Source organism: Microvirga soli, from assembly GCF_016734765.1.
Lineage (GTDB): Bacteria > Pseudomonadota > Alphaproteobacteria > Rhizobiales > Beijerinckiaceae > Microvirga > Microvirga soli.
The window spans coordinates 127,991-154,850 of the sequence record NZ_JAERQE010000010.1 but is presented as its reverse complement, the minus strand read 5'-3'; the positions used below and the strand labels follow the sequence as shown (position 1 = coordinate 154,850).

Here is a 26,860-nt window from a genome sequence, read left to right as displayed (position 1 = left end):
GCCGGACATATGACCGCAAGCGATCCGATCAAACTATATCCAAATCTTCTTGCGAGGCGGGGGCCGTCCACATATGGTACATGGACACTTTTGCTCACGACGGCAAATGGACGATCCTGCGTAATCGGAGCTGGAGAGAACTGGGAACACAGTGCAGTTTCGGCCAAGGGCAGCGCCGTCTAAGCTCTGAAACAGTTGGCGACCCAGGACCAAGGGAGACTATCTATGATCGGGCGCGCCGCATGCTTTGTCGTTGCACTTTATGTAGGGCCATTGCCGGCAATCGGGCAGGAGGAGGGATGGCGACACGGCCTTGCCCTGATCGGAGCGCCAGAGTACGAGCACGGCTTCCGACACTTTGATTATGTCAATCCGGATGCTCCGAAGGGCGGCCTCGTGCGAATTGGAGTGCAGGGTACCTTTGACAATTTCAATCTGGTTGTCTCCGGGGTGAAAGGCGGACTTGAGGCGGGCATCAGCCGGGTCTATGACACACTCATGACGCGCTCCATGGACGAGGTAGGAACAGTCTATGGTCTCCTGGCGGAAGCCGTGCGATACCCTGCGGACTATTCATCCGTTACCTATCGCCTGAACCAGCATGCTCGATGGCATGATGGGAGACCGGTGACAGCCGAAGACATTATCTTCTCCCTTGACTCGCTAAAGACCTACTCTCCACTTTACGCGCTGCACTACAAGAATGTTTCTGAGGTAAAGAAGACGGGGGAACGCGAGGTCACCTTCACCTTCAATGAAACCGGCAATCGGGAGTTGCCGCAGATCGTCGGACAACTTCCTGTACTGCCGAAGCACTGGTGGGAAGCGACAGGCCCTGACGGCAAGCCTCGGAATATTGGAGAAACCACTCTAGAACCCCCTTTGGGATCAGGCCCCTACCGGCTGAAGAGCTTTGAAGCGGGTCGCACGGCATCCTACGAGCGGGTTTCCGGGTATTGGGGCGAAAGCCTCAACGTCAACCGTGGCCAGCACAACCTCGATGAAGTTCGATATGAGTACTTTCGAGATGCGACAGTGCTCCTCGAGGCGTTCAAGGCGGATCGGATCGACTATCGCACCGAGAACATCGCCCGCCAATGGGCAACTGCTTACGACTTTCCAGCCGTTCATGACGGCCGCGTGGTCAGGGAAGAATTCCCGCTCCGCGCAATGGGTGTTATGCAAGCGCTGGTATTTAATCTGCGACAGGACAGGTTCAAAGACGAGTATGTTCGCCGTGCATTTAACCTCGCCTTCGATTTTGAAGATATCAATCGCACTCTCTTCTACGGCTTGTACGACCGTATCGACTCATTCTGCTTCGGTACCGACCTGGCCGCCACAGGCCTGCCCGAGGGACGAGAACTCGCAATCCTGGAGAGCTTGGGCGACAAAGTGCCGGCAACGGTGTTTACGGAGCCCTATCGCAATCCGATCAATGGAACGAACCAGGCCGTCCGCGACAATCTACGTCAAGCAATGCGTCTCCTCGAAGAGGCAGGATATGATTTAAAAGGGGGGCGGATGGTGAGCAGGCTTACCGGCGAGCCGCTGACCGCCGAGTATATTACGGCTGATCCAAGCTTCGAGCGTGTAATCCTACCCTATCGGCAGGTGCTAGAGCGGATTGGCATCGGCCTCAGCGTTCGGGTGCTTGATCCCGCACAGTACCAGAACAGAGTACGCTCCTTCGATTTTGATATTACGACACATGTGTGGACCCAGAGTCTCTCCCCAGGCAACGAGCAGCGGGAGTACTGGGGTTCCGGCGCGGTGGATCAACCGGGGTCACAGAACATTGCCGGTATAAAGGACCCGGCCGTCGACACCTTGATCGAAAGAACCATTTTTGCCGGAGATCGTGAGGAACTCGTGGCAGCCACGAAGGCGCTCGACAGGGTTCTCCTCCACCACAACTACGTGGTACCGCAGTGGTACTCGCTCGTAGCCCGTACCGCACGCTGGAACCGGTTCGGACGCCCGGTCGACCTCCCTCGCTATGGTGGGTCAGCCTTTCCGGACGTTTGGTGGTATGATCCGGCTTTGGCCGCTCGGGTAGGCACGTCGCGCTAAAGCGGTCGTACGTGCATACTTTGATTTGATTTACTCCGTTCACCGGAGCAAAAGCGCAGGCTGCCTACTTGGTTCTGCCGAGGCCAAATGGAGGCACTCCTTCGGAGCCTAGCCAACACAGCGGCGGCTAACATCGCCTTCCATCTCTATCTGATCTCAGAGGTATGCCGCCGAGTGCGAAAGCATCGATAACAGGTGCCCCATGTGGGGGTCCACATAGGGCACCTGACCGAGGAGATCGTCTTCTCCTGTGAGCCCCGTAGCAGACCTTTCCCTGAACCTCGGGAGGTGTTTGCAGCAGCCGCCACGCGCTCACGATGACAACCTCTGCATCGGGCATATGTTCACGGTCAGGCTCCGGTTCCGGTACGATCCTGCACCAACGAGGACATATGCCGCGTCTATTCGAAGTGAACTGCTCGTAGGTCACCACAGGTCGGTAAAGGCGGTGCCCAGTCTGATTAGAAAGCTTTCACCGTGAGGTTCTCACGGAAGCTGAGCTCAATGAACCTCGATTCCAAACCGTGAGGTATATTCTCCAGGCGGACGCAATACCTGAGATGGCAGTCGGATGCTCGAACCGTACAGTGCCGCACCAAGACCACCTGCAATGCCGGAACCGCACCAGCGGTCTGGGCTTGTACTTCTAGTCAACTGGCGGATCTCATTTGTAACCAAGGCCATGCCGATGCGGCGGGCGGTGCGTTACAAATGGATCCCGGCAGTGGCTGTGATGATGCAGATGCTCCTGACCAAATGCTCTTCAGCTAACTGCCCCGCTCCTATGCTTCGGCATCAGGACGGGGCCTTCTGTTTGAGCTAGGCACCTACGTTGTGAGCGTTTTCAGTCGCCGACGAGATGATTACGCTTATGGGGTCTCCACAAGCGCGCGCAGGCAGCTTCGTGGCAGTCTAACGAGCCCGCTGCAGTTACACCTGTGGAGCGGCCGTCGAGATGGTTGAGGCGGATTAGCAGGGACATTGGCCCGATTGATCACGCTTCTTGCGGCAAGCTGCAAGTCGCGCAAGCGTAACCTGCGAGCTCAAGATTGTGGACGTCGGAGATGCGCTCTTGGAGTTGCTTAAGAGGTGGTCCTACCTTCGTCGTTCCTTGCCAGGCCTTTTTCGTTTTCCTTCATCAGAGCGGCATCCAGCTCTGCACCGATCAGAACAGCAATCATTGAAAGCCAGACCCAGACCATAAAGCCCATCACGGCGCTAAGAGACCCGTAGAGTTCTACGAAGCTTCGGAAGGACGAAACGTACCAGGAAAAGAGAACGGAGCTCGCAACCCAGAGAGTGGCCGCGAGGAAGCTGCCGGGAATCGTCGAGCGCCACCTGAACGCTTTGCGGCTTGGTCCGAACCGATAAATAACTGAGATCACCGCACTAACAATCAGCAGGAGTAATAGCCAGCGTAGGATCTCAATGACATAGGCATGGCCGCCGCCGATCCCCAGTATCTTCAAGCCTGCGGGCACCAGCAGGACTGCACCGAGCGCGAATACGAGGAAGATAATCGCTCCAATAGTGAAGGTGAGTGTTGCCAACGTGAATGCAAAAAAACCTCGGGTTTCCTTGCAGTCGAAAATAGTGTTCAAGCCACGGAACAGGGCCTTCGTCCCCTTGTTTGTGGCCCACACGAGCATGAAGAACCCCACGTATGGCGTGAACACCACAACCTGTTCCTGCGATGCTTTCGCCTCAGAAAGGCGCCGGACCTGCTGCATCAAAACAGAGGAGCTTCCTTGCGGGATCAGCTCGGAATATGAACCCAACAATGTATCAAGCCGCAGGGGATCGATAAAGAGACTGACAAGCGTCACTATTGCGGCGAGCGCTGGGAAGAAAGCGAGAAGCACAAAAAACGAGACACTGGCTGCGACAGAGGTAACACTGTGATCGAGAATGCCCCGCCAAACCCGCGCTGTGGTATCATACCGCATGCTGCCTTGTGCCATCTGCTGTCGAACCTTCTCAGGCGGAGCACAACTCATGCAACTTTCCAGGGCTCCGGGATCAAAGCGCTGAGTTAAGGTCGCTACTCTAGCTCCCGAATACTCGCACGGACTACGTCAGCGATCAGCAATGACAGCGCTGCAATCGTGAGTGTTGGATTAACTGAAGCGATGGATGGAAAGGTGCTGCTGCCTGCTATGAAAAGGTTTGGGTGGTCGTGAGAGCGGCAATCACGGTCGACGACCGAATTCCTTGGGTCGCCTCCCATGACCGTCGTTCCAACGAGATGATTGTTTCGGACCCAATCCTCGTCGAATGTGATTTCTGTTGCGCCTAGGACATCGGCGATCCGCTTGTAATCGTTGCGTGTTTCTTCCGCACTCCGCCGGACGTACTCATCGATCGAATACCGGATCACCGGGCGCGGGATCCCAATCGGGTCCATGAGCGTCTCGCTCGGAACGATGCGGTTGCTCGGGTCAGGTAGCTGTTCGTGGAAGCTGTCCACGCGCAGCCGCCTGATGGATACGTCCCGGATCCTATTGTCAAGTCGGCTTCCAAGCAGCCCCTCATCCAATGCGTTCTGCGTGATCTCGAGTGTGTCCACTCTGTTGGCGAAGTGATACTTCCTGGCTGCGAAATGGCGCCTGAATGCACCATCCCGAAGGCTCACCACCGAGGTGATCTCCTGGGGTCCGCGGCCGGGGTATACCGGCTCGCGTATAACCATATTGGCTCCGACGCCGGGGTGGTCCATCAGGTTACGTCCAACCATATCGGACGAGTTTCCGACACCTGTCGACGTCCGTTCCGACTTGGAGATGAGCATAAGCTTGGGCGTTTCGATTCCGTTGCACGCCAGGATAACCACGCGTCCGCGTACTGTATGGGTCGCTTGTAGGGGATCCTTGTAGTGGATCGCCTGCACTCGCCGCTCAGGACCGACATCTATGAAATTGGCCACTGCGTTCTCGATGAGGCGCGCTCCGGCCTCTTCAGCCAGACGGACGTGGAGATCGCCGCTGTACTGAGCCCCTATCGGACAGATGGGCATGCAGTTGTTATTCCCGCAGCAGGGCGGCCGCCCGCGGAACGGTTTTGTGTACCGGGCTACAGGCTCGGTGACAGTTGTAAGCCCGGCCGGACTCAACTTTCGGACCAAGTACTGGTCCATGGTTGACAATGGTATGGGAGGAAGCGGAAAGGCTGAACTCCGGGGCGGGTCAAGCGCTCCGCCCTCACCAGCGACGCCCATCTCCCGCTCCGCGCGACCATAGTAGGGCTCCAGGAAGTTATAGTCGAGCGGCCAGTCCCTTCCAACGCCATAAAGCGATCGAAGCTTGAAGTCGCTTGGCAAAAGCCGCCAAGCGGCCGCTGCCCAGTGCCACGTTGTGCCTCCGACCGCGCGGATATACTGGTTATTGTAGGCCACCGGACCAGCCTGGATCAGGTAAGCGCCCCAATCATCAGGCGTCGGATGTGGGGCCCAGTAGTGAGGCGGGTAGGGTGCCATGAAGTGCTTCTCAGGCGCGGCCCTGAACCGGTCCACAAGAACGTCGCGGCTCAAGCGCGGACCTGCCTCAAGGATGAGGACGCTCAGGCCAGCCCGGGCGAGCTCATACGCAACGAGACTTCCCGCCACCCCAGACCCTACCACCACGACGTCGGCGTCAAGATTGCTGGTCATCTGATGAACCTCCACGCTTATAAGGGCACATGACCACCCTCCTTGGGTGGTTCGGCCCAATACCCTGTGGGCCCACCGCAAAACGTAGGAATATTGTGCAAGCCAAGCGTGGGCCGGTACATCAAAGCGTGGGTATAGGTAGCCAACCGCTTTTCATTCTTACCGTCATAGCGGCCGGTATACCAGGCAGAAACGATCACAGTCGCGGACCGGCGTTCCTCGTCTGTCATGATCTGTTTTGCGATCAGATCGTCGATCTGGAGACCGCTGCTATCCGGCCGGTAGAGGAGACTTCGAAGCGCGTTGAGTTTCGGCTGGTTACCAGTTGCATCCGCCAGTCCAGTAAAAATCCTTAAACCAACTTCTTCGTGCAGCATGCGCTTTCCGGTTAACATTTGCGACAAACGCATGAACTCGCTTAAGTGGAGCGGTGCCTCACCGGGCAGCGCGAGAGCTGCGTGCGTGACCGTACTGGCAGAGAGGCATGCCGCACCCTGAATAATCTGACGTCTGCTCAACCCGCTCATGGGCTGCCCTCCGAAGCGGGCAATGTGGAGTAATAAGTGGTCACGGCAGTGATTTCGTCGTCTGTAAGGCGAGAAGCAAACGAGCGCATCCGTTCAAGTGGGTCGTTGTCTCTATGGCCGGATTTGAACAAATGCATCTGATAGGACGAGTAAGTCACGTTTAGGCCCGCTAGAAGCGGAGCCTCAGGCGGTTTGTTTTCAAGTCCCGGTGCGTGACAGCTATCACAGGCCGGCACAGCTTTCTCGGGCAAGCCAAGTCGCGCGATCTCGCGACCTTGGTCGAGCAGGCCGGGCCGGAGATGAGCCGGCCTTCGCACACGCTCCGTCTCGGTCAGACGGGCAAAATAGGCAGATACGTTTGCACGTTGCTCCTCGGTGAGCACGGCTGCAACTGGAGACATGACAGGGTTGTAACGTTCGCCGGACGCGTAGTTCTGCAATTGTTTGAACATGTAGACGGGATTCTGGCCGGCGAGACGTGGCACAATACCCTCTGCGTCTCCTTCACCGTGCCACCCGTGGCACGCCACGCAGGCGCCAAAGCCGCCGCGATTGATGGCGATCGCTCGTCCGGCAATCAAGTCGGCAGCCGATAGCGCGGTGACGAAACCCACAGCAGAGCCGCAAAGCAGAGTGGCCGAGAGCGGCAGAACAAAGAAGCGACGACATCGCCTCGTAGATGTCTGGTTCTTTTTTGTTACACTGACTGGCTTGGTCCATTGAGGTAACAAGTTGATCGCACCTGCTTCACGGGTCATGACACTGATGTTCTGCGCAACGCAGGGTAGTTGCACGAGGTTGCCGAAGGATCATGCACGTCCGGCTGGAACGGTGCGCTTCTGCACCATCAAAGTCGGGTAAGACAGCGTGACGGCTCAAATTCTTCAGTTTGATGTGACTATCTCGCCTGCTTGCCTACGTGCGGGAGGGACACAGGAAGTCACGAACGACCCCCTCGTAGCGTTGGTCAGCTGGGCTGGGTCTCGTTTGTCTTTGCTGCATCTGCAATCGAGGTCTTTCTGTCCGCTACCCTCTTGTACTGCCCTGTCTGCCAAGCATCTCGGGGTTCAGATGGAGTCTACCTTCAACAATCAACAAGCCAAATGGCTGTCCCGGAAGTCCTTTGCAGAAGATCGTTCGTCGCGAGCGGCCGTGGGTGCAGCGGAATCAGTGCACTAGGGTACGCTCCGCATGCTGCGAAGATTGAACGCACTCGGCCTGCACATGAGTTTTCCTCCAAAGGAGATCACGTCATGCGCTATCATTTCTACATCTCAGATGGTGAACGCCTCTACATCGACAGCATCGGCCTTGAGCTGCCGAGCCCGTCTGCAGCGATCGACCGAGCGTGGGGCACCGCCTGTCAGCCTATGCATGAGCTCGCCACTGAAGTTCCCGATTGGACGAAATGGCGGTTGCAGGTCATCGACGAGGAGCAAGGCGACTGCTTGATCCTGCCGTTCTATTACATCCAGCGAAGTGAGCGACTTCGGCAAGGGCCCCCGTTCTTGAGTGGTACGATGCCATGTAAGCCTGAACAGAAATTCTGGTGCTAACTTCGTAGTCGCACGGGCGATGATCTAGACGCCCATCCCATAATGCAATGGCAAAGCGTACAGTAGCGCCGAGCTCGATCAGCCTCCACGCATCAACCTTGATCCCGCCTCGATCAAGAGCAGATATCCAGACGGCGCCAGCTCAGGAGCCTGGATCTACATCTAAGAGGACTAACGCAACGTACTCAGACCCTGCGCTCACGGGCCAAGTAACCAGTGGTCCCAATATGTTAGGCGCCTTCTTGTAGACAGGTCGGCACTAACTATAGCCGCCCAAGTAACAGTAGCCAATGACATCTATCGGACCGAGGGCTGATGGATGCGACCCGGCCACGAGCGGGATATGCAGTTTCGGTACCGTAGGGCGCCGTAACGAGGCGTCGCCCCCGCGTTGAGGTCCGGCCCTGCAACTCACCATTCGGCGACTTTCGTATACGAAGAACTATCTAACCATTAAGAGCAACACGGCATACCCGGCCACCCCGACGGCAAAGGCCAGAGTCTGCTCTTCCGTTCCTCCGGGAGCTCTTCCCTCCTGGTATTGAGTAATACCGCACCTGTCAGGAAGGCGAACAGGAAGCCGAGGTAAAGTTCCGGAATGGTTGTTGCCGCCCCGATTACCCATCCCAGAACCACCGCCGCCGCAATGACCCAACGACCCATGTGATCATAAAGCTCCTGATCGTGCCTCAGGCCGAAGTCGTTAGTGACGAAATGCAGGCTCATAGCCAGAAAGTACATCAACAAGGGCCACGACCCACTTTCTTCACGATGAAGCAGAAGGTATGCCATCAGCACGTTGTAAACTGCAAACGAAACGATGTGCATCCCGAATACGTCAGGTTCTACCTTGTTCTCGCCAGTATCGTTGCGGCGTCTGCCACGTGAGATCCGGGCCAAACACTCAAGCGCGTCGAAGATTGCTAGGCCGCTAAGGGTAACAAGATAGACTGAAGTTTTCGCATGAGGCCGAAGGCTCCCGCAAAGGTGGCTTGGTGAGCGCTGAGTTCCGGGAGGATGTGCAGAAAGATATAGCTGACTGCTACTCCTCCGGCGAGAGAAAGCCAGCGGCTTCGCGGCACGACATCGAGAAAATGCAGCTTGCCGATAAACAGGTGGATGAGCACAAAGCCCATAGCGTAGATCCTGGTTAGAGTAGGCGTGATATCCTCTATAGCAGAAGCGTCACGCCCAACCGGTACTTCTGGCGGAATGGTAGCCTTGGGAAACGCTGGAGGTCGGAAAGGGGAGCCTCCAGGGCCCGCTCGCTACCGTACCGAATTTTAGTCCAAGCAAACTCCTCGCCAGGAACAGGCCATCCGAAACGCTGTTGTCCCAACAATTCACGGCGATTGCTTCCGGTCAGCGCCGCGCCCTCCACGGACTGCCAGCTCTTGGCCAACGGCTAGCTTCGGCGGCCGTCCGATAAATGGTGCCGAACCGCTCACCTGACCTGAAACGGAGACAACGATGAGGTTGATCACAATGGCCGTGTTTGCGTCGGCTGCGATCCTGCCTACCGCTGCGATGGCCCAACGCAAAGAAACCCTAAGCCAGCCCGTGCAAGCGAACCAGGCCAGCCAGACGGGAAGGGTTGCGGTTTCGGATGTTGAAGGCCGCGAGGTGTACAGGGCTCAGAGACAGGCGATTGGTCAGGTCGACATCGTAGTTCTCGGGCAGGACAGTCAATCCTTCGCCGTGGTTAGCTTCGATGAGTTCCTTGGTTTGGATGGCGAGGCGCGTCTTGTGCCGCTAGCAAGGATGAACTTGCAAGGAGGTCGGGCGGTGATTCCGAGCATGACCGATGAGGAATTAAGGTCCCTGCGGACGTACCGCGCCAACATGGCCGGTTTCCGCGTGGCCAATCCAGGCCAGCAGGTCACAGTAGGTGCGGAGATGCAGCCAAACCAACAGGAGGTGATGCAAAACCAGGCAAGCCAAGCTGGATCGCAGATCGTCGTCCAACAGGCGGCGCCGACTGTGCGTGTGGATCTGGCGGACCCGCACGTGGTAGTGCGCCAGCAAGAGTCGCAAGTGACAGTGAACCAGGCTCAACCGGAGATCATCGTGCGTCAGCCGTGCCCGAAGGTGACGGTGGACATTCCTCAGCCGGAGATCGTCGTGCGCATGCCCGAGCCCGACGTGAACGCCGCAATGCTGCAGCCAGACGTGCGCGTGCTGATGGCGCGCCCCGATGTGGCAGTCACACGTCTTGGCGAACCGCAGTTGCAGGTCGAGGCGGTCCAGCCACAGGTTATGGTGCAACGCCAAGCAAACGCCGAGCCAAAGGTGCAGGTCCGACAGGCGCAGGGGCCGCTAAAGGTGCGCTATGAGCGGGCCGAGCCACGAGTGATTGTCAATCAGGCGCCGGGGCAGCCGAACGTTCGTATCGAGCGCCCGGATCAGCACCAACCGGCCAGCGCTCAACGTCAGGCCACCCAGGCGCAAGGGCAGGTATCGCAACAGCAGGCGCAGCAGCAAGGCCAGCGATCCCAAGCTCAGCTGAACAATCAGTTCCAGTGAGCTGACCTCGAGGGCTGGAGTTCAGGTGAGCTTGGGATCGCTCTCGATAGCTGTAACATGAGGGGCACAGGTTGATGCCCGTCATGCCCGATTAAATGAAAGATGCCGCACAAGGAGCCCACCCGGTGCTTAGGTCAGACCCATCCGGCAGAGCGTCGCGCCCGATTCGGGGCCCATATCAGGGAATGGGCGCCGATGGTCTCCGGCAAGACGGGCCTTATGTGCGGCGCCTACTCATCACCGTATCGGTAATTAGCCTTGCCTACTTCGTCTGGGTCGTCTCAGGTGTGCTGCTGCTTGGTTTCGCCGCAGTTCTACTGGCGGTGCTTCTAAATAGTTTCGCTAGATTAATTGCAGAATACACGCCAGTCCCAGGGTCTTGGGCTCTCACCGCAGCGACCATCGTCGTGGCGCTCTTCTTTGCCATTTTCCTTACGCTGTTTGGAACGCAGATCGGAGGCCAGATCTCGCAGCTTTCCGAAACTCTGCCAAGTGCCATTGATGCTGTCGGGAATAGGATCGGTTTCAGCAATGCCAGTGAGAAGCTTCAGGAGGCTGTCGCCGCGGGCCCCCGCCCCGGGATGCTGTCCCGGGCTCTCGGCCTTGGATACACGCTACTTGGAGTGTTAGCCGATCTCGCCCTCGTGGTGGTTGCGGCCATCTATCTGGCAGCGGACCCGAGACTGTACCGGCGGGGCGCCGCCAAGCTATTGCCGCTCAGCCAGCACCAGCGCATCTTCGAGGCCATGGACGTTACAGGCAACGCCCTGCGCCTGTGGTTTGGTGCCCAGCTGGTCACCATGACACTAGTTGGAATGTTATCGGCATTGGCCTACTGGTGGATTGGGTTACCTTCACCGCTGGCGCTCGGTCTCATCGCCGGAGTGACCAACTTCGTCCCCTTTCTCGGGCCCATCTTCGGCGCCATTCCGGCTTTGATCTTCGCCATGACAATGGACTTGGCTACGACACTCTGGACCGTCGCTGCCGCCCTAGCCATACAGCAGCTTGAGGGGAACGTCATCACGCCATACATCCAGCAGCGGGCAGTGTCGATGCCACCCGCCCTGGTGCTTTTTGCGATCTTGGTGTTTGGAGTAGCTTTCGGCTGGTTGGGCGTCTTCCTTGCTGTTCCCCTTGCAGTCTCCATCACCGTGTTGGTGAAGAAGCTGTGGATCCGACAAACTTTGGGCGAGCACACCACCGTACCTGGGGAGAACGCCGCTGACTGATGACTTGAATCAAATGCCCGGCGTTTATAGCGGCTTACTACATATATTCCCGCAGAACCACAGGCTGCCGGAGCCTCATCGTCGCCCTGCGCCGGGAGTGTGCCCCGTTTGGGTACTTGAACTCCCGCCGCTCAGTTTATGCTGACATACATGTCTGGGCTCGCATCACGCATCAAAGACAATGCAGGGGAGGCCGCTTGGGAGCAGCAGATATAGCGGCCCTAGCCTGCTCAACGCGGATCAGAACCGCTTCACGGTCACTTGGTGTAAGGTGTGCCACTTTAGCTGTTTCAGCGACTTTAGCGAGTTGTCCAACCACACCCTCGCGCATTGGATCGGACCGAAGAACTGGAGCCAACTGGCCGAGGACGTCGGCCATCCGGATCAGCACCGTCGGTAGCTGACTGCTAGCTTGCCGGATCGCATCGAACGCTGCATTGGTCAGGCCGATCGCATCCGAGCGCTGAGCAATCACTCGGACTACACCACCCTTATCGCGCCAGACCACAGGTTGGAGCGAGCGCTGGAAAATCTCCTCCAAGGCCGCACCAAGTTGATCGAGCACAGCAACCGCGGTGAACGGATCGTTAATTCCAGGGGACACAGCCCGCAAAGCGATCTCCACCAGCTGGCGCAACCCATACTCGAGGTCCTGTGCCGGAGTGCGGTCAGTATCCACAACGAAGGCGCTCCTAATGGAGTCGATAGTGTCTTTATCGAGGTCATGATGGGAGTTGGCGATCACATGCTCACCAGCTTGCAACACAAAGTGCCCAGCTCGCACCTTCACCTGGAGAAGCGCGTTCGACCGACATGCAACCGACACAAGCTCCTTGTAGTCGACTACTTGGATGTATCCGCTGCGGCCCAGCGCTACTGCACCGGACCTACCCATAACCACGTCCGGCACAGTACGCTCAGGTCCATCCGCCTCATTTGGCAATATGCTTCTGATGTTCTTGTGCAGGTTGGCGGCTACTCGGGCGACAACGCTGTCAGCAATGATCGCGCGTGCTATTTTATGAACGTAGAACAGAAGCGCCAGTATGCAGATGGCAGTGAGTATGCTTCCTGCCGTTACTGCAATGTGCGGGACGCCTTGGGTGCCAAGCCCCTCATCAAGGGTGCGCAGCACAACGAGAACATACAAGATCGTACCAAGAAAGAGACCGAGCACAGATTGGATCTGGCGATCGGCCATAAAGGTAGCGATCAAGCGTGGACCAAGCTGGTTAGCCGCTAGGGTAAGGATCACAAAGGTAACTGACACCACGAGCGAAGTCATCGTCATGAGACCGGACAGCAGACTGGATAGAAGATCTCGGGCGCTGCTTGCATCGCCACTGAAGAGCCACCAGAGCCGGTCCTTGTTCCATCCATCTAAGAGAGTGGCTCCTGACGTAAGAAGCCACCACGCTAACACCAAAGCCGAGACGCTCATAAGCAGGGGGATAAGCCAGAGCTGCCCCTGCAATAGAACGATCGTATTCCGAATACGGTCCATAGAGTGCCAGCCGCCTTTATGAAGGAGGGGACATCCAGATCCTAGATTCGGGTCATCCAGTGGGACCCCGGAGTGAACGACGTATCGCAGGTTCTGGTGGGACTGTGGCAGTTCATCATCTTCTACTTACCGTGTCCCTCAGCCGTGGCTCATGTCTGCTTTCTATGACCAGATGACAACGGCGGGTGACCTTTGGTGACGGTAATTGTGTTTGGAAGTGAAGGCCCGCCATTTCGGCAACTGCTGAGGGCAGATATCTAAATATGCTCCGCACGCAGACGAACTTCATGACGGCAACTGCGCCTGTGACAGGTACGAGGCGGGGAATGCTGTCGGCGACACAAGCAACAGTACGGTAATCGCAGCACCAAGCATTATCGAAACACGGCCACTCATTTCAGGTCCCTTAGCAGCTCCAGAGCGCTTAACAGACGGCAGCTGAGCCCTTGCTCGAGCTGACTAGTCATCCGGCAAGCAACGTAGGCAGAACGACGCGTCAGTAGCGACCGTTCCAGCTGCAAGGGTCAGACGGTACGTAACCGTACTAAGAGTGACAGCAGCCCAGCGTTCAACTATGCACCAATCCTGAGACTACTCCTTCCAGTCAACCTGATGCCGAACCGAAGAGCTTTGTGCCTGGTTGCACCAACTCGCATGTTCGCCGATGAAGCAGAATGTAGTCCATTGAGGGCCATCTTCATATGGCTCAAGTAGGCTTCTAGGATATCCAGCTCTTGCCGAGTTTCTCGTCATGTGAAGAGAGCCGTGGAATAGCCGCGATTGGATTGATCCAACCGCTACTCAGCGGGAGCCGGGCATATCGAGGTTTAGACATGGTTCGACCCCGTACAATGGGCAGAACATAGCTATTCCAGACTGGGTTGCCTCGAAGAGATAGCTCCACGCCGTGGAGTTCACATTAACCTGGTAAGTGGAGTTCAGTATGGCTCGACACCTGACTGCAGCGCCCATGCTTTCGGTCATTCTCGTGCCCCTCACCCTGTCCCCAAGCCGGGCGGAAGTGATCGTCGAGGATAAGGAATTTTACGAGAAGGGAAAGTGGAATATCAGTAAACGCTACGACGATCTCGACAATCCTCACGATGCGCCGGGACTTGTCACGAAGGGACACGATCCTGCCAATCCTTCCGGCCCCGCGGTTGATTTCGAGGAGCCTCCTGGGAGCAGCAATCCTGATCCTGAGGCAAACAACTAGCTCGGCATGAACCCGGCGGATGCAGCGGCCTGGTCGTAGGAGGAGGCAATGGCGTGGACGCAATGGATGTCACAGCCGCCGGGACAGAAACATGAAGCGGTCGGGGCTGGCCGCTTACGCACTCCTGTCCTTTTGATTTTTGGAGCTGTCCTTACAGCGGTGCGCGTCTTTCTGGCAGGCGTTACGATATGGGCTCCACCGCGCACGCTGCCGGTTATTTCTGGTCAGCCTGCATTGCGTCCGCAGGGTGCGGCAGCCGATCTCGGCCCCGAAAGTGCGCCTGGCATGTCCGACATTCCATCGGCCAACCCCGCCTATCCTGCCCCACCGGAGGAGCGCCTGCCGAGACAGCGTTAAGCCTCCACTATCGTCCTGACCCGAGCGCCGGTCGCCCGCTGCCGGCTATCCGGTGTTTCAGGTTGGGAGGGTACTTCGGAGCGTTCCCTCCAGCCCGCCCTTCTGGGTTGAGCCTGGAGCGGTCATGCCGCCGGCGCCAGGGCCGCCGAGGAGGCGCACCCATCCCTAGATCCGCTCCGGGCGAGCACCACGGCGCCGGCATCCTTTATTCCCAAACGCCAGGGCCCCCATATCTCTTATCGCGGGCCACAGCGATTAAGCTATACCCGCTGAACTTGGCACGTACCTGTACAAACAATTGACTCCGTACCCCCACCCGCTATGGCTCTCTCCTCCCCTGGTCCGTACCTTTGATCGATTGTTGACCGACAAGGAGGACCGGCATGTCGATTCTGAGTGATGTCAATCTGCACGAACTCGATCGCGAACTCCAGGAGACGATCAGCGCACTCGCCGAAATTGATCGCTGGTACGAGTCCGAACGCAATCTCCTTCTGACACTCCCTGAGCCTGCTAGAGCCGGGTTACGCGAGGATCTCGAGAGGCGACAGAGGCAGAGTCGGGAGCCGTACGTTCGCCGCCTCGCTGAAGTTTACCACATGATTATGTCTACCAAGCTGTTCAGAACTCAAAACAGTCTTCCAGCATGGGAGTCTGTTCGATCAACATGAAGGACTAGCGTACGTTGAATAGTCAGTCCGCCCGCGCCGCCGCGCCCGCATTGTTTTCGTCCAGACCGAACCGACTGGCGCGGGCAGTAGTGGCTCTCTGCTCGCCGACGTTCCAAAATGCCGCTTGCACGCGGCCCACCGCGAGCTTTGGCTGCTGGCTAGAGGTGTTACGACCATAGATCCTTGATCTCTATAGCCCCGATCGACGGAGCTCATCATAAAAATCGCTTCTCGTATGTTAGTTGGCGCGAGCCTTGTTGTCGCTGCACACCTTGCTAACGGTGCCCATTCCCAGCCGCAAACCCCATCCAGCAACCCCGGTGACGCGGCACAGCTCAAAGTTGGGCATGTCGACTATGCGAGATCAATTGAGGCCCATCTAGAGGCTGTACAAGAGCTACGTGAGTCAACTCAAAATATGACTCAGCAGGAGCCTGGCGCGATGCGTACCGCAGCGATCGATGGCGCGTATGAAGCACCTGTTCAGACGCAACGAGCGATGCTCAAACTCAACTCGAGCTGGGATCAGGTTTCCGTCAGAGAGACCCGGAGATATAATCCTGCGAGAGATCGGCTGCTGGGGTTCGGCTTTAGCGGGTCCACCAAACCTTAGTAACGGCGTCTATGAATAGACCCGTATGGCTGTTCACTGAGCAGCGCATTTTCTCCTTAGATGTTACAGTATGGAAGGGCGGGACTATTCGGGAACCTTCCGTTCGTCTCTAACTGAAGCATCTCAGTGCGCCCGAACGATTGCAACGGCCATCGGCCGGAGTATGCGCCATCTACCTTGCTGGTTCCTTCGTTTGTGAGGTGTGAGTCGGATTGGCCGCACGCCTCGCGCGGCTATCGATACACTTACGGTCAGAAGAACGGCGATACAATGTCGATCTCTTAACCTACAGGCACTGTCTTGCACCTTGACGCAGACTGAATGAAGCTATTGCTGACGGCACCGACAAAGCGCAGACTTTCGGTACGCTACCGCACCTGTCAGCCACGGACGTTAGGAACGAGGCCCACCCTGGGCCGTTCGCTGCAAGTCTGCTTATTAGGAGCCGTTATGAGAGATCGAGTCCTGAAGCCTACCATCGCAGCCATCATGTTCGCTATACCACTTGCTGCTTGCCAAACTGGTGCAGGTACAGGCGCTGCGGGAGGCGCCATTACGGGTGCAGTTCTGGGAGGTCCTGTTGGTGCTGTCGTCGGCGGAGTTGCAGGTGCCGCCGCCGGAGCCGCCTTAACTCCAGACGAGACACTTAGGGCTCAGCAGTATGTGGTGACCCAACGAGTTCCTTCGGTGCGGACTCGAGAGAACGTCACTGTAGGGTACCGTCTGCCGAGACGTGTCGCGTACCGCCCACTTCCGCCTGAGCTTGGCCTCCGTCGCGAGTATGGCTACACCATCATCAACGATCGACCGGTTCTGGTTGAACCCCGTACGCGTGAAGTCGTCTATATCTATGACTGACTAGCCAAAAGGCCCATTAATGAGTTGCCTCGGGAGCGATTCTGCGAGGCAACCGTCGGCACCAGCTCTTTAGAGATACACCCTGCGGTAGAGTAGAACACTCTCTGTACTAGGGCGTGTCTGCAAAGGGCTATAGCCAGAGCATGATCATGCCGAGATTGACCATTGCAAGATAGTTGGCGGCGCGCTTCTCGTAGCGTGTGGCGATACGGCGGAACTGCTTAAGGCGGTTGATCAGACGCTCGACTGTGTTGCGCTCCCGATACGCCTCACGATCAAAGGTCGGCTGAGAGCGCTGATCCTTGCGGGTCGGGATCACAGGCGAGATCCGCCGCTGACGCAGCCGGCGCCGGGCGGTCGGACTGGAATAGCCCTTGTCACCGGCCAACCGCCGCGGCCGCAAGCGCGGGCGGCCTCGTCCTGATCGGCAGATGGCCCCGCCATCCAGCAGATCTTCCAGGGCAATCTGCTCGTGGCGTTCGCCTCCGGTGAGCCCCGCGATGATTGGCTTGCCGCCTCCTTCCACTCGCAGGTGCAGCTTGGTCGAGAACCCGCCCTGCGAGCGGCCCAGAGCTTCGTCCGGCGCCTCACCCCCCGATGGCGCCGGTCCGGCGAGCGCCGGCGGCGTGCTGATGCGCCCGAGCAATGGTGGCATCCACGAAGTGGAGGTCCCAGTCGATTTCACCACGAGCATCGGCCTGGACCTGCAGGGCGGAGAGGAGGCGCTGCCAGAGACCAGACTGGCACCAGCGATCGAACCGGCTGGAGACAGTGCCGACCGGGCCATAGCGCTCGGGCAGATCCCGCCAGGGCGCGCCGGTGCGCAGAACCCACAAAATGCCGTTCAAGATGGTGCGGTGATGGTGGTTGGGCCGTCCTGTTGGCGGCCGCTCGGGCGGCAGAAGCGGCTCAAGGCGCTGCCACTGCCGGTCCGTCAACCCGTAACGTGTCACGTTGTATAAATGGGAACTCCAGGCTCCTCATGGAACCCCTTTGCAGACACGCCCTAGCAGCGCGCCATCCCAGCCGCCCCCCTTACCAGTTCCTCGCCCCAGTTCAACCCGTCAGAGAAAGCTGTTTTCTCTTAGCAATGCTGTCCGCTTAACCGATGGCGTCTATAATCGGACGGGAGCAAGGGTCGTTCAGCTTGATGCTACGCATGCGGTTGCGGCTTCAGCCCCCCGTCGCTTTCCCGGGGCCGGCCTGGCCGTGTGGTGGGCACGGCTGAACCGCGGGTCGGGGTGACCGCATCGCCGGTGTCCCGCACCGGGGGCTGACCGTCGAGGAGGTTACGGATCTCCTCGCCCGACAGAGTCTCGTATTCCAGAAGGCCGCGCGCCAGTCCCTCGAGTTCGTGCTGCTTCTCGGTGAGAATGCGGCGGGCATCGTTGAGCCCGTCCTCCACGAGGCGGCGGACCTCCGAGTCGATCTTCTGGGAGGTCGCCTCGGAGATGTTCTGCTGGCGTCCCATGGACATGCCGAGGAACACCTCGTCCTGGTTCTCGCCATAGGCCACGGTGCCAAGTTCGGGCGAGAAGCCCCACTTGGTCACCATCATACGGGCAAGCCGCGTCGCCTGCTCGATGTCCGACTGGGCGCCCGAGGTGACCTTCTCCTTGCCGAAGATCATCTCCTCGGCAATGCGCCCGCCCATCATGATGGCCAGACGCGAGGTCATCTGCTCGTAGCTCATGGACAGCTTGTCCCGCTCGGGCAGCTGCATGACCATGCCGAGGGCACGGCCGCGCGGGATGATGGTGGCCTTGTGCACCGGATCGGTGGCCGGGACGTTGAGGGCGACCACGGCATGGCCGGCCTCGTGATAGGCGGTCAGGCGCTTCTCGTCGTCGGTCATCACCAGCGTGCGGCGCTCGGCGCCCATCATCACCTTGTCCTTGGCGTCCTCGAACTCCTTCATGGTGACGATGCGCTTGCCGCGCCGCGCCGCAAGCAGAGCCGCCTCGTTGACGAGGTTCATCAGATCCGCGCCCGAGAAGCCGGGAGTGCCGCGGGCGATGATCTTCAGGTCCACGTCGGGAGCCAAAGGCACCTTGCGCACATGGACGCGCAGGATCTTCTCGCGGCCGACCACGTCGGGATTGGGCACCACGATCTGGCGGTCGAAGCGGCCCGGGCGCAGGAGCGCCGGATCGAGCACGTCGGGACGGTTGGTGGCCGCAATAATGATCACGCCCTCGTTGGCCTCGAAGCCGTCCATCTCGACCAGGAGCTGGTTGAGGGTCTGCTCGCGCTCGTCGTTGCCGCCCCCGAGGCCGGCACCACGATGGCGGCCGACCGCGTCGATCTCGTCGATGAAGATGATGCAGGGCGCGTTCTTCTTGGCCTGCTCGAACATGTCGCGGACGCGGGAGGCGCCGACGCCGACGAACATCTCGACGAAGTCGGAGCCCGAGATGGTGAAGAACGGCACATTGGCCTCGCCTGCGACGGCGCGCGCCGTGAGGGTCTTACCCGTACCCGGAGGGCCGACGAGCAGCACGCCGCGGGGAATGCGGCCGCCGAGACGCTGGAACTTCTGCGGATCGCGCAGGAACTCCACGACCTCCTGCAGGTCTTCCTTGGCCTCGTCGATGCCGGCCACCTCATCAAAGGTGACCGGAGTTCCGGGCTGCAGCAGCTTGGCTTTGGACTTGCCGATCGACATGAGGCCGCCTCCGCCACCCTGCTGGCCCATGGCCCATGGCCCTGCGGGAGAGCCACACCACGATGCCAATCATCAAGGCGAAAGGTAGCAGCGACAGCAGTAGGCTGCCGAGCAGGCTGGGCTGCGGCGGCGGCTCAGCCTTGATCACGACACCCTTCTGCTGCAGCTGGGCGATGAGGCCAGCACCTTGCGGAACATAGGTCGTGACGGTGCCGCCCGCAGAACGCTCGGCGGTCACCTCCTGCCCCTGAATAGTGGCGGAGCGGATCTCCCCTTGTTCGACTGCCGTGACGAAAGCCGAGTAGGGAAGCTGATCCGCTTGCCGAGCCGGCACACTCTGGAAGTAGAACATTGCCAGCAGAGACACGACCGCAGCGGCTATCGCTATGTTGCGAAAGCTAGGCGAGGCGTTGGGGTTATTCATTGCTATGCTTTCTGAACGGCAGAGTTCTAGTCGAGATACGATGGTGGCAGCCGGACCAGGTCCTCTTCCTGAGAACCATCATCTCTGGAAGGTGTTCGATACCGGATCGGATCGGTCGAGGTGATCACGCAGCAGCGCCATATTGCGCAGGTTTGAGCAGTAGAATACATCTGCGACCCAGCCCAAGAGAGGAACCGCGCTGACGACGAAGTCGGCACCGACGTTGCCCATCATGCGCAGGAGCGTCGACATGGGCGCGCCCAGGCGGCGCGCCTCCCAGATCAGGTAAGCTGACATGCCTTTCGAGGTCAGCGTTCCGCCGCCTGGGATCAGGTTCAGGAGGGCGTCTGCGCCGAAGCCGATGTTGGTCCCTGGCACGCGAACAGCGCTGTCGGGAAGCGGCGCAAGGGTATCAAGACGCGCACGTGTCGCGTTAGCATGCGGCGAAGTGCCGTTTCAGTGGATATAGAAATGTAAGGCGTCACAATGGTCCCCCAGATGCGGAGCAGCTTCAAGCGCTCCTCAGGTGAGAGAGTCCGACATCGCAGCCGGAAAGGTCTGCCAGAGGGGCCCGGACCCCGATACTTGACAAGTGGTGTCATCCAAACCGGATTCAAGCTCCATTGTGCGAGGATACGTAGGCACTTCGGCCCACTTGCAGCGGACCCTAGTGGCTTTCTCAGCTTTTGCTGCGGCAGAGTACGCTCCCCGCGATCGCCTTCACGAGATTTGGAGTCACATGTAGTGGCGCATACGAACGCGCATCGAAGGCTGGCCCGCCGAGCGCAAGTACCAGATGAGCGGAGACTTGGTGCAGCATCGTACTCAGTCCCTGCGCAATACGCCGGATAGCCGGACCTCGTCCTATGTCGTGCCCATTCATTTTCATCAGCGCCGTTTCCGCTCAAAGCAACGGCTCAAGAGTTTTGCTTTCAGCACCCCGGTCGGAAATCCTGGACCGCAAGGACGACATTATGACAGCAAATCCCGAACCACGTGATTCCAATACAATTGGCTCAACCACAAAATTGAACCGAACCGCAACACCTAGTGAGCGCCGAACGTCGAACTGGGGCTTTGTGATTACGATGCTTGGGGCCGTTGCCGGCATCGGCGTGCTTGCTTGGGCATTAGGATGATACCAGTCGGATAACTTTGATCTTCACTCGCTTCTACCTCATGCACTGAGACTTCATGATGTAGAAGAGATGCAATCCGTGTGCTCGTGAGTGTCTCTTTCTCGCACTACCCCGCCAGTAGGGGTGAGCATGGATCAGCTTAAAGAGATCGTGCGTGAGGCACTTGGCTTGGAATTAGAGAGCAGCGACATTAACGTCCTGCAAATGGGGCTGCATGCCGCAGTGGCTTATGTGGTCACGGTGTTCATGGTCCGGCCCGCCAAGAAGCACTTTATTGGACGTGCCACGGCCTTTGATGTGATCCTCGGTACCATGATCGAATCTATCGTCAGCGGCGCCGTGACCGGTAACGCGCCGTTCCTTCCTGCCCTTGCGGTAACGGCGGTGCTGCTGGGCATGCACTGGCTGTTCTCGGGCCTTGCCCTGCGTTGGCATGGCTTCGGCACCTTGGTCAAAGGCAAGGCCGGCGTCCTGGTCCGCAAGGGCGACGTCGACACCTCATCGATGCGGGCATTGCACCTGACAGAGCATGATCTCTGGGAGGACCTGCGGGGCAAGGGCATTTCGCGCCCAGATCAGGTGGAAGAGGCACGCTTGGGGCGCAGTAGCAAGCTTAGTGTACTCAAGGCGGCTTCGGAGCCCAAGGTTGTGGACGTGATGGTGCGGGTTGGCGTGCAGACAGTCCGGATCGAGATTAGGACGTAGCACTGCCGGGACGGCGGGGAGCCCACTAGAGGGGCGCACATGACGGTACAACAGCGTACCGACTGCACGTAACGCCCCGAAACAATCCGCTTGTGACCGGCTTCTACCCACGTATCCAACCGGCTGCGACTAAAACTCCTCACGCGGCGAGAGCCGTGCGGCCCTCCACGGGCAAGGGTTGAGCCACCATCCAATGGGATTTGTTTATGCGTGTGACAGTCTTTGCTGCGATTCTGGCGACCACCCTTGTTCCTTTGTCCACCGTATTGGCGCAGTCCCCCGGCAAAAACTCCTCCCCCACGCCGGGCATTCCGGAAACGGGCCCAGCAGCAATTGCAGGATCGGCACAGCTATCTCCAGCTCCATCCCAGCCGGCCGGGACAACTCGTCAAATCCCGGTTTCAAGCATCGTCGAGAAAGACTTGGTCGCACCTGACGGATCGAATCTCGGCGATATCGAGCAGGTAGTTGAGCACAGTTCCGACAAGGAAATGTACCTCGTCGTCAGCAACGGAGTCGTCATGGGCTTCTTTGAGAACCGAGTTGTTGTCCCCTTGAGCAAGATCGCTGTCCGGTACGACCGGATCGTCGCTCCCGACCTGACAAAGGAGGCACTGAAATCCCTACCGGATTTCGAGGAAGCTGCCTTTTATAACGTCGGCGTTGGCAGGACGGTGACTATCGCCGAGCTGAAGTGAGCCTGCTGAGCAGCGCCAACTAAGCTACCGACACTCCTGTAACAGCGCATGCCGAAAGTGAGGATCCGATGTTGAAGAGAAGTACGGCAGCCATCGCCCTTGCTACGAGTCTCGTGCTACCGGGAGCGGTGCTCGCCGAAGCCCTAGCGTTCACCGCCACCGACCTCAACATTCGAACCGGACCAGCCGCATCCTATCAGCGCTTCGACACGATCGAGGAGGGTGACCGAGTGGTTGTCCACGGATGTCTTACCGGCTACAACTGGTGCGACGTAAGCTGGTCCGGTGAGCGCGGGTGGGTCTCAGGGAAGTATCTCGCCTATGCCGGCCAACGTTATGCACGCCAGCCCATTCCAAGTATCGGCGTCACGATCGGCGTGCCAGTGATTGGATTCCGTCCAAATGTCTATCACCGCCGCTACTACGTCGACCGACCATGGTATCGCGATTACTACCTCGATACCCGCGAGATACAAAGGGGCCGCCGGGAACTGGGGGACGCTCGCCGCGAATTGCGGGACGAGCGCACGGACCTCTTTGAGGCTCGCAGGGACTTGCGGCAGGAGCGCCGAGTAGGCAACGACACCGGCGCGGAGCGGCGCAAGCTGAGGTAGGAGCGTCAAGACTTGCAAGAGGCGCGGCAGAACCTTCGGCGAGAGCGACGGGATTAGGCCCTTGCTTCCGAACGCTCGCCGCCCATCCGTGTACGAACCCGCCCCTGACGACTGGACTTGTCGGCAGGGGCAACGCATTTCCGAAGAGCAAACAGATGTGGGCCGACCAGCGCCATGGCTCTGCAGGCGGTGGCATGGATTGGGACCATTTTGCTCTGCCTTGGACAGGTCCTGCAGTCTCGGCATAGCAGAAGTCCTCGTCCTTCGGAGCGGGCAATCGTACAGCCAGAATCCCCAGGGCTCAGACTTAGTCCTGCACCGTACAGAAACGTTCTGACCCATCGAAACTGGGAGAGCACTCACCGCTTCTCCTCCTAACTGAGTCCAGACGTTAGTCCGGCTAGGGACGTCCTGGCTGGGGTCTGGATTTGCAGCGAAGGAGCCCATGATGAGACTCGCAACAATTGTAGCCTTCCTTGGCACGACTGCCCTCGTTCCCTTACCCGCTCTTTCCCAGCAGAACGCCACACCCCAGGCTAACCAGCCTCAGCAACAGAGCCGGCAGAACACGGCGCAGGATCAAGGCATTCCCTCCTCACAGCTACGGAACCAGACTCTCTACACCGAGTCTGGTCGCGAGTTCGGCCGCATCACCAGAACCGTGCAAGGACAGGACAACCAAGTCTACTTGGTCGTCTCGGCCGGCACAAATCAGTCGCTCGTTCCAGTCAATCGTCTTGCCTATCGCAACGACCGTCTCATAGTGGCGGGCAACGATGATCAATTGCGGTTCCAGCCTTACAATCAGCAGATGGCGAGCCAATACCGCATGCTTGAGCCGGACTACCGTGTAGCGATCGCTGGCTCTGGTACCGATCCAGCGTTGGCGGCACGGGCGGCCAACGCTGGAGCCAACGTAGTGGTCCGCCAGCCGGCTCCGACCATCCAGGTGGACCCGGCCGATCCGCGTGTGATCGTCCGTCAAGCTCAGCCCCAGGTGACGGTGAACCAGCCCCAACCGGAGATCATCGTGCGCCAGCCGCAGCCGACGGTGACGGTTAACATCCCTCAGCCGGAGATCATCGTGCGCATGCCCCAACCCGATGTAAACGTCTCGATGCCGCAGCCGGATGTGCGTGTGCTGATGGCGCGCCCTGACGTGTCGGTCACCCGTCCCGGCGAGCCGCGGGTGCAGGTCGAGGAAGTCCAGCCTCAAGTTATGGTGCAACGCCAAGCAAACGCTGAGCCACAGGTACAGGTGCAGCGAGCGGAAGGGCAGCCGACCGTACGCTACGAGCGCGCTGAGCCGCGAGTCGTCGTCAATCAAGCAGATGGCCAGCCGGCTGTGCGTGTCGAGCAGCAGACTCAGCCCGCTGCTCGCAACCAACAGGCCATGAACACCAGTACGAACCCTGTCCGTCCCATTGCCGTGTCCGAGATCAAAGGCAAGGACGTTTACAATCTTGAAGGCGAGGGTCTCGGTGAGATTGAGCGCGTGATTTTGGGCTCAAATAACCAAAGCTATGGTGTGATCCGCTTCGGCGAGTTCCTGGGACTGGGCGGCGAGGCCCGCATTCTGCCCCTCTCGCAAATGGCGCTTCAACAGGATCGTATTATCCTCCCGGGCATGTCAGAAGCCGAACTGCGGGCCCTGCCGGTCTATCGGGAAGGCATGGCCGGCTACCGCGAAGCTGAGCCCACATATCGCGCGAGCTTGGCGAGCTATATGGCGGCAGCCGATCAAGCGCATGACCGGGCAGGCTTGCCAATCAATGAGCGTGCGGCGTTAACCGCGGAGCCACGGCCGGATCCCGCAGCAACCGGAGCTGTTGACCCGGGCGCCAACATCCGTCCGATGCGAATCACCGATCTCGAGGACATGGATGTTTATAGCGTCCGTGGCCAGAAAATCGGCGAAGTTAAGCGCTTGGTCCGTCGCCTTGGTGATAATCGGAGCTTCGTCATCCTTGAACACGGTGGGTTCCTTGGCCTGGGCGAGAAGGAGGTTCCGATCCCGCTCGATCGTATGTTTGTGACCGGCGGCCGACTCGTGGCTGCCGGCTTGACGGAAACTGAGGTCAAGGCGATCGACGACTGGGACTTCAACACCCGAGAGTATCGCGAGTTCGCGGACAGCGAGACCGTCGACATCGGATTACGGGGATAACTAACCACCTGCTGGATGCATGCAATGGGGGCCTGATGCCCCCATTGTAGTTCGCGCACTGATGAACGCGGGGGAGAGGCTGACGGCAGCATGGTCGGCGTGAGTGTCGTGCAGAAACAATAACATTGCGACTGCGGGCTGACCCTTGGTCGACAAGAAGGAGAGGACAGAACTTTCTCTCCCCACGGCGGAGGTGATCCCGATAAGCCGTCATACACAGCTCCGCCCAGCCTGAAATGATGGCCGAAAACCTTCGATTGTACGACTGACGAAGGTGACTGATAGGAGAAGTCAACGGCCATGACTTACACTACCCCGCACCCGCCGGTAGATAGCAGCACCGGGCGTGCGCTGGCCTGCTTTGGGGTTGCTCTGCAAGCCGTCGCGTTCGTCGCGGTTTGGTGGCTTTAGCGCTGGAATGGGTTGTAGACCATCGGCGGGTTCTTCCTCCTGTCGCTTGTGTTCATGCTGCTGCAGCGTCGCATTCCGAGCCTGATCAGCTTTCTGGTCGTGTGTGTGGCCCTGTTGAACGCCGGAGGCTGGGCTTGGGACTAGTTCGATGAGTTCGCGTGGTTCGACGAGCTCGTACACACCTTCACCCCCGTTTGCTCTAGTATCTGCCGTCATGTACCGCCTATGGATCAGCGGTTGGATAACGGGCGTTCCCGAGAGCAGAAGCTTCGTAATCTTGGCGGCCCTGATCGGGCTAGGTCTGGGGATTGCCTGGGAGCTTGTGGAGGCCACCTTCCTTAATCTTGAACGGGCCGATACGCTGCTGGATCTTGTCATGGACACAATCGGCGCTACAGCCGGCGGCAAGTTCGCCGGCTGGGTAATCAATCAGCAAGGCGCCATGCGAGCATCATGAACAGGAGTGGCATCGGGCTCTCGTTCAACCAGCGTATCTGCAGGCCATTCCGGCCCGAACACCGAGGATCTTCCTATCCGCTACCCTCCCGAGGCAGTAAAACTGCCCATCTCACCTGCCACAGTAGCCGCGGGAAACATTGGGAGCGGATCGCCGGCATCCTAATGCCTCATCGCATATGTCCGACCTCAACTATGGCTGCTGCACCCAACTCCTTGTGTGGGAGAGCTTTTGGACCGCCAAGGACCTTTCGTCAGCTCACCGGCTCCCAAATCCGGATCGGACAGGTCGATCGCCAGCCATGAGGCGGGATGGCGATTTTTGTTGAGACCTATCCCTCAAGAAGTCGCTCGGGTGTGGCATGGCATGCGGCTGCGATCGAAGCTACGCGTGAACTGTTTGGACCTTAATAAGGCTGTTTACACGCTCACATCAATCGCGGTCCTTTGCACGGTTACGCCACTGCTGTTTCCTTAATGGCATCCATGATGACCTGAGTTGCGTCCGTCAGCTCAGCTTCCCCAAGGTCGAAGCACCCGCAACCGTCTATGGTCTCTCCCTCCGGCGAGAAAATCTCGAGCCACAACGGTGGCATCGTCGAGGGAATACATCCCCTTGGCAACTCGGTCAGACGCACCCTGAGCGGCCTCACACCGATCAGCGCCACTGTTCGCGACCCATCGGGGCAGGGTGGCGTAACCCCGAGTCGAACGTAGGCGCCAATCAACTCACACTCAATCCGGTGGGGACAGGGAGTGAATGCATCCGTGCGTGGCAACAGTTCGTCTTGTTTGTACGACATTA

At 58.8% G+C, this 26,860-nt stretch carries 18 protein-coding genes and 3 pseudogenes; 11 read left to right on the top strand and 10 right to left on the bottom strand.

The window, feature by feature from the left end; all coding sequences use genetic code 11:
• Positions 1-225: 225 nt before the first annotated feature.
• Positions 226-2,073, top strand: coding sequence for an extracellular solute-binding protein (locus JKL45_RS11745; protein ID WP_201861314.1), 1,848 nt, complete (start codon positions 226-228; stop codon positions 2,071-2,073).
• 1,082 nt (positions 2,074-3,155) lie between these two features.
• On the opposite strand, the gene JKL45_RS11740 is transcribed toward JKL45_RS11745, so the two are convergent.
• From JKL45_RS11740 to JKL45_RS11725, 4 genes are all read right to left on the bottom strand, one after another.
• Complete coding sequence (locus JKL45_RS11740; RefSeq protein WP_201861313.1) at positions 3,156-4,034, bottom strand: YihY/virulence factor BrkB family protein; 879 nt, start codon at positions 4,032-4,034, stop codon at positions 3,156-3,158.
• Positions 4,035-4,114: 80 nt separating this feature from the next.
• Positions 4,115-5,719 carry a GMC family oxidoreductase gene (locus tag JKL45_RS11735; RefSeq protein WP_201861312.1) on the bottom strand — a complete coding sequence of 535 codons (1,605 nt, stop codon included), beginning with the start codon at positions 5,717-5,719 and terminating at the stop codon, positions 4,115-4,117.
• 17 nt (positions 5,720-5,736) lie between these two features.
• Entirely contained in the window at positions 5,737-6,246 is a 510-nt protein-coding gene (locus JKL45_RS11730) for a sugar dehydrogenase complex small subunit (RefSeq protein WP_201861311.1), read from the bottom strand.
• Positions 6,243-7,004, bottom strand: a complete 762-nt coding sequence (locus JKL45_RS11725; RefSeq protein ID WP_201861310.1) for a c-type cytochrome — start codon at positions 7,002-7,004, stop codon at positions 6,243-6,245. The genes JKL45_RS11730 and JKL45_RS11725 overlap by 4 nt, the downstream gene beginning before the upstream one ends.
• 495 nt (positions 7,005-7,499) lie before the next feature.
• On the opposite strand from JKL45_RS11725, the gene JKL45_RS11720 reads away from it, so the two are divergent.
• Positions 7,500-7,802 (top strand): DUF6894 family protein, encoded by a 303-nt coding sequence (locus JKL45_RS11720; RefSeq protein ID WP_201861309.1) that lies wholly within the window; start codon positions 7,500-7,502, stop codon positions 7,800-7,802.
• 453 nt (positions 7,803-8,255) lie between these two features.
• On the opposite strand, the gene JKL45_RS11715 is transcribed toward JKL45_RS11720, so the two are convergent.
• Complete coding sequence (locus JKL45_RS11715) at positions 8,256-8,630, bottom strand: hypothetical protein (protein ID WP_201861308.1); 375 nt, start codon at positions 8,628-8,630, stop codon at positions 8,256-8,258.
• A gap of 95 nt (positions 8,631-8,725) precedes the next feature.
• Positions 8,726-8,938: a hypothetical protein gene (locus tag JKL45_RS11710; RefSeq protein WP_201861307.1), complete on the bottom strand. Its 213-nt coding sequence runs from the start codon at positions 8,936-8,938 to the stop codon at positions 8,726-8,728.
• A 334-nt stretch (positions 8,939-9,272) separates the two neighbouring features.
• On the opposite strand from JKL45_RS11710, the gene JKL45_RS11705 reads away from it, so the two are divergent.
• Together JKL45_RS11705 and JKL45_RS11700 are read left to right on the top strand one after the other, a co-directional pair.
• On the top strand, positions 9,273-10,325 hold the full coding sequence (locus JKL45_RS11705; RefSeq protein WP_201861306.1) for a hypothetical protein: 1,053 nt from the start codon (positions 9,273-9,275) through the stop codon (positions 10,323-10,325).
• Positions 10,326-10,510: 185 nt separating this feature from the next.
• Positions 10,511-11,557 (top strand): AI-2E family transporter, encoded by a 1,047-nt coding sequence (locus tag JKL45_RS11700; protein WP_201861305.1) that lies wholly within the window; start codon positions 10,511-10,513, stop codon positions 11,555-11,557.
• Positions 11,558-11,729: 172 nt separating this feature from the next.
• Here the strand turns inward: JKL45_RS11700 and JKL45_RS11695 are convergent, their stop codons facing one another.
• On the bottom strand, positions 11,730-13,061 hold the full coding sequence (locus JKL45_RS11695; RefSeq protein WP_201861304.1) for a DUF2254 domain-containing protein: 1,332 nt from the start codon (positions 13,059-13,061) through the stop codon (positions 11,730-11,732).
• Positions 13,062-14,004: 943 nt separating this feature from the next.
• Here JKL45_RS11695 and JKL45_RS11690 point away from each other — a divergent pair.
• Together JKL45_RS11690 and JKL45_RS11685 are read left to right on the top strand one after the other, a co-directional pair.
• Complete coding sequence (locus tag JKL45_RS11690) at positions 14,005-14,277, top strand: hypothetical protein (protein WP_201861303.1); 273 nt, start codon at positions 14,005-14,007, stop codon at positions 14,275-14,277.
• A gap of 1,962 nt (positions 14,278-16,239) precedes the next feature.
• Positions 16,240-16,776, top strand: coding sequence for a DUF1236 domain-containing protein (locus JKL45_RS11685; RefSeq protein ID WP_307826673.1), 537 nt, complete (start codon positions 16,240-16,242; stop codon positions 16,774-16,776).
• A gap of 130 nt (positions 16,777-16,906) precedes the next feature.
• Here the strand turns inward: JKL45_RS11685 and JKL45_RS11680 are convergent.
• The 3 pseudogenes from JKL45_RS11680 to JKL45_RS11670 all read right to left on the bottom strand — a co-directional run.
• Positions 16,907-17,729, bottom strand: a pseudogene (locus JKL45_RS11680) (IS5 family transposase).
• 200 nt (positions 17,730-17,929) lie between these two features.
• Positions 17,930-19,865 (bottom strand): annotated as a pseudogene (gene ftsH / locus JKL45_RS11675) (ATP-dependent zinc metalloprotease FtsH).
• A gap of 78 nt (positions 19,866-19,943) precedes the next feature.
• Positions 19,944-20,273 (bottom strand): annotated as a pseudogene (locus tag JKL45_RS11670) (DUF4112 domain-containing protein); the annotation flags it as partial.
• 860 nt (positions 20,274-21,133) lie between these two features.
• On the opposite strand from JKL45_RS11670, the gene JKL45_RS11665 reads away from it, so the two are divergent.
• The 5 genes from JKL45_RS11665 (at position 21,134) to JKL45_RS11645 (ending at position 26,056) form a co-directional block, all read left to right on the top strand.
• Positions 21,134-21,709: a DUF421 domain-containing protein gene (locus JKL45_RS11665; protein WP_201861301.1), complete on the top strand. Its 576-nt coding sequence runs from the start codon at positions 21,134-21,136 to the stop codon at positions 21,707-21,709.
• Between the two features lie 206 nt (positions 21,710-21,915).
• Complete coding sequence (locus tag JKL45_RS11660; RefSeq protein ID WP_201861300.1) at positions 21,916-22,407, top strand: hypothetical protein; 492 nt, start codon at positions 21,916-21,918, stop codon at positions 22,405-22,407.
• Positions 22,408-22,475: 68 nt separating this feature from the next.
• The gene (locus JKL45_RS11655; RefSeq protein WP_201861299.1) at positions 22,476-23,021 is read left to right on the top strand and encodes an SH3 domain-containing protein; all 546 of its coding nucleotides are present in this window, start codon (positions 22,476-22,478) and stop codon (positions 23,019-23,021) included.
• 688 nt (positions 23,022-23,709) lie between these two features.
• Positions 23,710-25,188: a PRC-barrel domain-containing protein gene (locus tag JKL45_RS11650; protein ID WP_201861298.1), complete on the top strand. Its 1,479-nt coding sequence runs from the start codon at positions 23,710-23,712 to the stop codon at positions 25,186-25,188.
• Between the two features lie 688 nt (positions 25,189-25,876).
• A complete protein-coding gene (locus JKL45_RS11645) occupies positions 25,877-26,056 on the top strand; it encodes a hypothetical protein (RefSeq protein ID WP_201861297.1) in 180 nt (59 codons plus the stop codon).
• Positions 26,057-26,860 lie beyond the last annotated feature (804 nt).

Excerpts from the sequence above, each read along its gene's own strand:
- JKL45_RS11745 (WP_201861314.1), top strand. The coding sequence starts at position 226 with ATGATCGGGCGCGCCGCATGCTTTGTCGTTGCACTTTATGTAGGGCCA.
- JKL45_RS11740 (WP_201861313.1), bottom strand. The coding sequence starts at position 4,034 with ATGGCACAAGGCAGCATGCGGTATGATACCACAGCGCGGGTTTGGCGG.
- JKL45_RS11735 (WP_201861312.1), bottom strand. The coding sequence starts at position 5,719 with ATGACCAGCAATCTTGACGCCGACGTCGTGGTGGTAGGGTCTGGGGTG.
- JKL45_RS11730 (WP_201861311.1), bottom strand. The coding sequence starts at position 6,246 with ATGAGCGGGTTGAGCAGACGTCAGATTATTCAGGGTGCGGCATGCCTC.
- JKL45_RS11725 (WP_201861310.1), bottom strand. The coding sequence starts at position 7,004 with ATGACCCGTGAAGCAGGTGCGATCAACTTGTTACCTCAATGGACCAAG.
- JKL45_RS11720 (WP_201861309.1), top strand. The coding sequence starts at position 7,500 with ATGCGCTATCATTTCTACATCTCAGATGGTGAACGCCTCTACATCGAC.
- JKL45_RS11715 (WP_201861308.1), bottom strand. The coding sequence starts at position 8,630 with ATGCACATCGTTTCGTTTGCAGTTTACAACGTGCTGATGGCATACCTT.
- JKL45_RS11710 (WP_201861307.1), bottom strand. The coding sequence starts at position 8,938 with ATGGGCTTTGTGCTCATCCACCTGTTTATCGGCAAGCTGCATTTTCTC.
- JKL45_RS11705 (WP_201861306.1), top strand. The coding sequence starts at position 9,273 with ATGAGGTTGATCACAATGGCCGTGTTTGCGTCGGCTGCGATCCTGCCT.
- JKL45_RS11700 (WP_201861305.1), top strand. The coding sequence starts at position 10,511 with ATGGGCGCCGATGGTCTCCGGCAAGACGGGCCTTATGTGCGGCGCCTA.
- JKL45_RS11695 (WP_201861304.1), bottom strand. The coding sequence starts at position 13,061 with ATGGACCGTATTCGGAATACGATCGTTCTATTGCAGGGGCAGCTCTGG.
- JKL45_RS11690 (WP_201861303.1), top strand. The coding sequence starts at position 14,005 with ATGGCTCGACACCTGACTGCAGCGCCCATGCTTTCGGTCATTCTCGTG.
- JKL45_RS11685 (WP_307826673.1), top strand. The coding sequence starts at position 16,240 with ATGAAGCTATTGCTGACGGCACCGACAAAGCGCAGACTTTCGGTACGC.
- JKL45_RS11665 (WP_201861301.1), top strand. The coding sequence starts at position 21,134 with ATGGATCAGCTTAAAGAGATCGTGCGTGAGGCACTTGGCTTGGAATTA.
- JKL45_RS11660 (WP_201861300.1), top strand. The coding sequence starts at position 21,916 with ATGCGTGTGACAGTCTTTGCTGCGATTCTGGCGACCACCCTTGTTCCT.
- JKL45_RS11655 (WP_201861299.1), top strand. The coding sequence starts at position 22,476 with ATGTTGAAGAGAAGTACGGCAGCCATCGCCCTTGCTACGAGTCTCGTG.